The sequence below is a fragment of the Pseudomonas sp. genome (genome assembly GCF_035277045.1).
Lineage (GTDB): Bacteria > Pseudomonadota > Gammaproteobacteria > Pseudomonadales > Pseudomonadaceae > Aquipseudomonas.
The window spans coordinates 1-5813 of sequence record NZ_DATELE010000117.1 but is presented as its reverse complement, the minus strand read 5'-3'; the positions used below and the strand labels follow the sequence as shown (position 1 = coordinate 5813).

Below are 5813 nucleotides of genomic sequence, written 5' to 3'. Positions count from 1 at the left end.
GAGGCTGCTACCCGGCCTGTCTGACGCATCGCGGAATCAGGTTACGGGCCCTGCGGGCCCGATCGCGGGACAAGCCCGCTCCCACAGGGTGTTGAGTTGCTGTGTCACGAAGATCTCATTGCTGGCAAGCCTATGGAACTTGCAATCTTGCCATCTTGCATTGCATCAGCTCAGCCCTGCCCCTCCAGCCCCATCTGCCAGAAATCTGCTTCCAGCTTCGAGGCCTGGGCGAAGATCCCGGCGAGTTCGACGAACCGCTGCTCGGTCATGCTGCGGGCGGCGAGCTCGTCCAGGTGCTGGCGTGCCGCGTTGGCCACGGCCTGGTAGCCGTCACCGGCGTACTCGCCGATCCACTCGCGGAACGGGTGCTGGGCGAGGTCGATGCCGGTCGACAGCTGGCGGCCGATCTCGGCGTAGCCGATCACGCACGGGGCGAGCGCGACATGCAGGTCCAGCAGGTCACCGGCGGCGCCGCAGTCCAGCACATAGCGGGTGTAGGCAACGGTGGCCTGGTGCTCGGGGGCGGCTTCGATGTCGGCCTGCGACAGGCCCCAGCGAGCGCACAGGCGCAGGTGCAGGTCGGTTTCGTCGAGAATCGCCGCGAGCCCTGCCTGGGCAGCGCGGATGTCGCTCGGGCGGCGGCTCTTGTAGGCGGCCAGGGCCCAGGCGCGGGCGAACTGGACGAGGAACAGGTAGTCCTGCACCAGATAGGTCCGGAAGGCGTCCTCGGCGAGGGTGCCATCGCTCATCTGGCGCACGAAGGCGTGGTTGACGTAGCTGGCCCACTGCGGCCGGGAGGCGGCCTTGAGGCGGTCGAAGATATCCATGGGTCAGGCCTCCCCTTCGTAGACAGCGTCGAAGAAGGCATGCTCCAGCGCCACGGTGCGCAGGAAGAAATCGGTGGTGACCGCGGCGTCCTTCGGTCCGACCCGGTCCAGTTCAGCGCGCAGGAAGCCTACGAAATCTCGGAACGCGGGGTTGTCGTGAAGAGTGATCCACTCGGCATGGACAAAGTTGTCCGGCAACGGCCGTGGCGCCCTGACTGCCCAGTCCAGGTACAGCCACTCGGCGACGTTGAGCACCGCCAGTGCTGCCGCGTACGAGCGGCTGGCCGCTGCCTCGCGCATGATCGACTTGAAGCCGGCGGTAGGCTGCGTGTCCTTCGGCTGCTCACGATCCGCAAGGCTGACGCCCAGCGCTTCGAATGCACGCAGGAAATAGGTGTTCTCCTCGCCTGAGATCATCCCGGCGAAGCGCCCCAGGCGCAGGCGCGCCTCGAAGGTGTCCGCGGTGGCGATGGCGGCGCCGAGCAAGGTCAGGAAGCTGTCGAGAAAGCGATGGTCCTGCACCAGGTAACGGACCATCACGGCGTCCGGTACTCGGCCCTCGAACAGTTCGCTGACGAAGCGATGCTCGACAGCCGCAGTCCAGGCTGGCTCGCTCTGGCGGCGCAGGGTTTCGGTGAAGCGTTCGGTCATGGTGCTGCCCTCTGGAAGGTGTCAGCGAGACCGTGGGAATCTGGCATGGAGCGGCCTCGCAATGAGACCGGCAAAGAAGGCAGGTTGGCTATCCCATCCCTTCGCCGGCATGATCCGGATCAGGTTCGAAGGGTCACCGCGCTGCGCAGGGCCAGCGGTTTCTCAGCCCGTTGCCGGACTCCCCTTGGTGGGGGTCATGTATACAGGAGGCCGCAGTGGCTGTCATCAGGCTGGCAGGGATGGCGGCGCCGCGCGGGCGGCGCATCGCGGGCGGTCCGGCGCCTCGTCAAGCCCGCTTCCTCAGGGCCCCAAGCGCACACCCGCGATGTCCACCACAAGCACCTGCAGCCCCATCAATCTCTACTTGCGCGCCTCCAGTATCAGGTTGAAAGGCGTCTCGGCAGCACGCCGGAAGTGACTGAACCCAGCCTGGGTGAATACATCGCGCAAGCGCGACTCCCCAGCCTGCGCCCCAAGCCCGAGGCCGACCTCCTGGGACAGGGAATTAGGCGTGCAGATAAACGTCGAGGCTGCATAGAACAGCCGCCCGACCGGGTTGATGTTGTCGTCAAGCGTGTCCTCGGCATAGGGCTCTACCAGCAGCACCGTGCCGTCGGGCTTCAACGACTGGTAGGCGTGACGGGCGGCGCCGACCGGGTCGCCCATGTCGTGCAGGCAATCGAAGTAGCACACCAGGTCGTAGTCGGTGCCGGGATAGTCCTTGGCGGTGCCCACCTCGAAACGGACCTGCTCGGTGACACCGCCCTCTCTCGCCCGATCGCTGGCGGTGGTGATGGACGGGGCGTGATAGTCGAAACCGACAAACCGTGAAGCGGGAAACGCCTGGGCCATGACGATGGTCGAGGCACCATGCCCGCAGCCGATGTCGGCCACCTTGCCGCCGGCCTTGAGCTTGTCGACCACGCCTTCGAGCGCGGGCAGCCAGTCGGCCACCAGGAACGTCTTGTAGCCGGGCCGGAAGAAACGCTCGGTACCGCTGAACATGCAAGGGTGATGGTCGCCCCAGGCCAGGCCGCCGTCGCCGCGCATGGCGGCCACCAGCTTGTCCTTGTCGTGGAACAGCGAGGCGATCACCATCGCGCCGCCGGCGCTGTATACCGGGGAGTCTTCCACCGCCAGTGCCAGTGCCTGCTCCTCGGGCAGCACGAAGGTACCGTCGCGGTGTTCCATGTAGCCAGACGCCGCCTGGGCGCTGAGCCACTCGCGGACCAGCCGCGGGTGGCAGCCAGTCTTGTCGGCCAGCGCCTCGGGGGTGACCGGCTGGCTGTCGGCCATGGCTTTGTAGAGACCCAGTTCATCACCGAGGATGACGTTGGCCAGGATGGCCGCGGCGCCCATGTCGGTCACCAGTCTGCCCATGAATTCGTGAAGCTTGGCTTCGTCCATGTCATGCCCTCCTGCACAGGATGAAGGGACAATAAGTGTAGTCTCCAGGGCAACGCGCGTGTGGTGCGGTGGACAAACGTCGCGTCCCGCTGTCGTGACCGTCTGTCGAGACGTCAGGCGTTTATGCCAACAGCCGGGCCGGTTTTCGCTCTAAACAGGTGTATTCAACAGCGTCTCAAGGAGAGCGACATGCCTGTGTCACATGATCTTTACCAGGATCTGCATTATCCCCGCGAAATCGTCCAGCAGCGCCGGCAGAAAGACCCTGAACTCGATCGCCTGCTCGACGAATACGTGGACATCGACAACCAGGTGCTGGCGGCTGAATCGATCTCTGCGGGCAACTTCACCGATGACGACCTGCATCGGCTGAAGGAACGCCGCCTGGCGACCAAGTACCGCATCGAGCTGCGGCTGGACAGGATTACCCAGTCTCGGGCAGGGTCATGACCCGCGCCGACCCGTTTGACCTGCAGCGCTTTGTCGAAGCACAGGCACGTGTATTCGAGCAGGTGATGCAGGAGCTGCGCGCCGGGTCCAAGCGCAGCCACTGGATGTGGTTCGTGTTCCCGCAGATCGAGGGCCTGGGTCACAGCGTGATGGCCGAGCGTTATGCCATCTCCGGTGTGGCCGAGGCGCGGGCATACCTGCAGCATGCGCTGCTGGGGCCACGGCTGCGGGAGAGCGTGGGCGCCCTGCTGCTGCACACGGACAAGAGCGCTTTGCAGATCCTGGGGCACCCGGATGATCTCAAGCTGCGGTCTTCATTGACGCTGTTTGCCAGTATCGAACCTGAAGGATCGGTATTTCAGCAAGCGCTCGATCAGTTCTTCGATGGCAAGCCGGACGATAGAACCCTGGCACGTATCCAGCGCCAGCAGTAGCGCCCCCATGTGGGAGCGGCCTTGTGCCGCGATCGGGCCCGAAGGGGCCGCAAGATCAGCGGCCGAGGCGTGTCAGGGAATCGGCGTTCGCGGATTTACGACCGCTGCGCGGCCGATCGCGGCACAAGGCCGCTCCCACAGGTACAAGTCCTCTGGTTGATGCCTTAGCCGGTGGTCAACGCGCTGGCCCCTGCATGGGCGACCAGTGCATCCTGGTCAGGCTTGACGCCGGACACCCCTACCGCACCCACCACCTGACCGTCGACCACCACCGGCACTCCACCTTCCAGCGATGTCAGCAGTGGTGCCGACAGGAAGGCACTGCGTCCACCGTTGACCATGTCTTCGTATCCCTTGGTTTCACGACGGCCGAGCGCCGCGGTGCGGGCCTTTTCGGTGGCGATGTAGGCACCGATCGGCGCGCAGCCGTCCAGACGCTCCAGGGCCAGCGGATGACCCCCGTCGTCGACCACGGCAATCGCCACGTTCCACTGGTTGGCATGGGCCTGGGCACGGGCCGCATGGAGGATCTGCAGGGCATCGTTCAAGCTGAGTACGGATTTGGTGATCATGGCGACTCCTCGGTAAAACGACAGGATAGGCGCTCACCCCATGGCCTGGTCAACCAGTTCTATCCAGTGCCTGACCGGGGTGCGTCCGGCACCGTCCAGGTGGGCCTGGCAGCCTATGTTGGCGGTGGCGATGACCTGTGGACGACCGCTCTCCAGCGCGTTGAGCTTGTTGTCGCGCAGCGAGCGTGACAACGCCGGCTGGGTCAGCGAGTAGGTCCCGGCAGAACCACAGCACAGGTGCGCATCCGGCACGGCGCTCAGGTGGAAGCCCAGCCGCGCGAGCACCGACTCCACCGCTCCGCCCAGCTTTTGCGCGTGTTGCAAGGTGCAGGGGCAATGGAACGCCACGCTCAGCTCGGCCTGCACGCCAAGCTGCTCCAGCGGTAGGTCACGCAGCACTTGCACCAGGTCCTTGGCCAGTTCGCTGACGCGCCTGGCCTTGTCCGCGTAGCGCGGATCGTGCTCGAGCAGGTGACCGTAGTCCTTGATGAACGCGCCGCAGCCGCTGGCGGTCTGCACGATCGCCTCGGCACCGGCCTCGATGGCCGGCCACCACGCGTCGATGTTGTGCCGGGCCCTCTCCAGCCCTGCGTCCTGGGCATTGAGGTGATAGTCCACCGCCCCGCAGCAGCCCGCCTGCCGCGCCGGCACCACGCTGATCGCCAGGCGGTCCAGCACTCGCGCCGCGGCGGCATTGGTGTTGGGCGACAGTCCGGGCTGCACGCAGCCTTCGAGCATCAGCACGCGCCGTGCGTGACGCAGCGCCGGGCGCATGCCGGCCGGATGCACCTGGCGCGGAAGCTTGGCCTTGAGAAACCCTGGCAACACCGGATGCAACAGGCTTCCAGTGCCGACCAAGGCCTTGAACAGCCCGGCATGCGGGACCACCGCGCGCACCCCGGCGCGCAGGAGCCGATCGCCCAGCGAGCGCGGCACCTGCTGCTCGACCACCTCGCGGCCGATGTCCAGCAGGTTGTGGTACTGCACCCCGGAGGGGCAGGTGGTTTCACAATTGCGGCAGGTCAGGCAGCGGTCCAGGTGCTCGAGGGTACTGGCAGTCGGCGTGTGCCCTTCCATCACCTGTTTCATCAGATAGATACGCCCGCGCGGGCCATCGAGCTCGTCGCCCAGCAGCTGGTAGGTAGGGCATGTGGCATTGCAGAAACCACAGTGCACGCAGGTGCGCAGGATGGTTTCGGCTTCTTCGCCACGCGGCAGCGCGCGGGCCTGGTCACTCAGGTGGGTTTGCATGGTCGGCCTCAGAAGTCTGCGTACATCCGCCCCGGGTTGAAGATGCCCTGCGGGTCCAGTTGTGCCTTTAGCTGGCAGTGGTAGCGCATCAGCAGCGCGGGCAGCGGGTGGAACGGGCTGTCATCGTCGCCATAGCGCGTGGCATGGCCGCCCGCGCGGCTGGCCAGGGCGCGGACCTGCTCTGCCGGGGCATCGCTTTTCAGCCAGCGCTGGGCGCCAGC

The 5813-nt window shown here is 65.9% G+C and carries 7 protein-coding genes, 1 pseudogene and 1 riboswitch; of the genes and pseudogenes, 2 read left to right on the top strand and 6 right to left on the bottom strand.

The features are described 5' to 3' along the window. Positions 1-170: 170 nt before the first annotated feature. The 3 genes from tenA to VJS90_RS05200 all read right to left on the bottom strand — a co-directional run bounded on the left by tenA (position 171) and on the right by VJS90_RS05200 (position 2885). A complete protein-coding gene (gene tenA, locus VJS90_RS05210) occupies positions 171-827 on the bottom strand; it encodes a thiaminase II (RefSeq protein WP_324119715.1) in 657 nt (218 codons plus the stop codon). A gap of 3 nt (positions 828-830) precedes the next feature. Further along, positions 831-1478, bottom strand: coding sequence for a TenA family protein (locus tag VJS90_RS05205; protein WP_324119713.1), 648 nt, complete (start codon positions 1476-1478; stop codon positions 831-833). A 79-nt stretch (positions 1479-1557) separates the two neighbouring features. Continuing rightward, positions 1558-1673: riboswitch (TPP riboswitch) on the bottom strand. Between the two features lie 165 nt (positions 1674-1838). Beyond that, positions 1839-2885, bottom strand: coding sequence for a class I SAM-dependent methyltransferase (locus tag VJS90_RS05200; protein WP_324119711.1), 1047 nt, complete (start codon positions 2883-2885; stop codon positions 1839-1841). Positions 2886-3074: 189 nt separating this feature from the next. On the opposite strand from VJS90_RS05200, the gene VJS90_RS05195 reads away from it, so the two are divergent. Next, entirely contained in the window at positions 3075-3335 is a 261-nt protein-coding gene (locus VJS90_RS05195; protein WP_324119709.1) for a hypothetical protein, read from the top strand. Next, a complete protein-coding gene (locus VJS90_RS05190; protein ID WP_324119707.1) occupies positions 3332-3769 on the top strand; it encodes a DUF1810 domain-containing protein in 438 nt (145 codons plus the stop codon). Before VJS90_RS05195 ends, VJS90_RS05190 begins: the two co-directional genes overlap by 4 nt. 164 nt (positions 3770-3933) lie before the next feature. Here VJS90_RS05190 and VJS90_RS05185 read toward each other — a convergent pair whose 3' ends face one another. From VJS90_RS05185 to glcE, 3 genes and pseudogenes are all read right to left on the bottom strand, one after another. Beyond that, entirely contained in the window at positions 3934-4341 is a 408-nt protein-coding gene (locus VJS90_RS05185) for a heme-binding protein (RefSeq protein WP_324119705.1), read from the bottom strand. A 33-nt stretch (positions 4342-4374) separates the two neighbouring features. After that, entirely contained in the window at positions 4375-5592 is a 1218-nt protein-coding gene (gene glcF, locus VJS90_RS05180) for a glycolate oxidase subunit GlcF (protein WP_324119703.1), read from the bottom strand. 8 nt (positions 5593-5600) lie between these two features. Beyond that, positions 5601-5813: pseudogene (gene glcE / locus VJS90_RS05175) on the bottom strand (glycolate oxidase subunit GlcE); the annotation flags it as partial.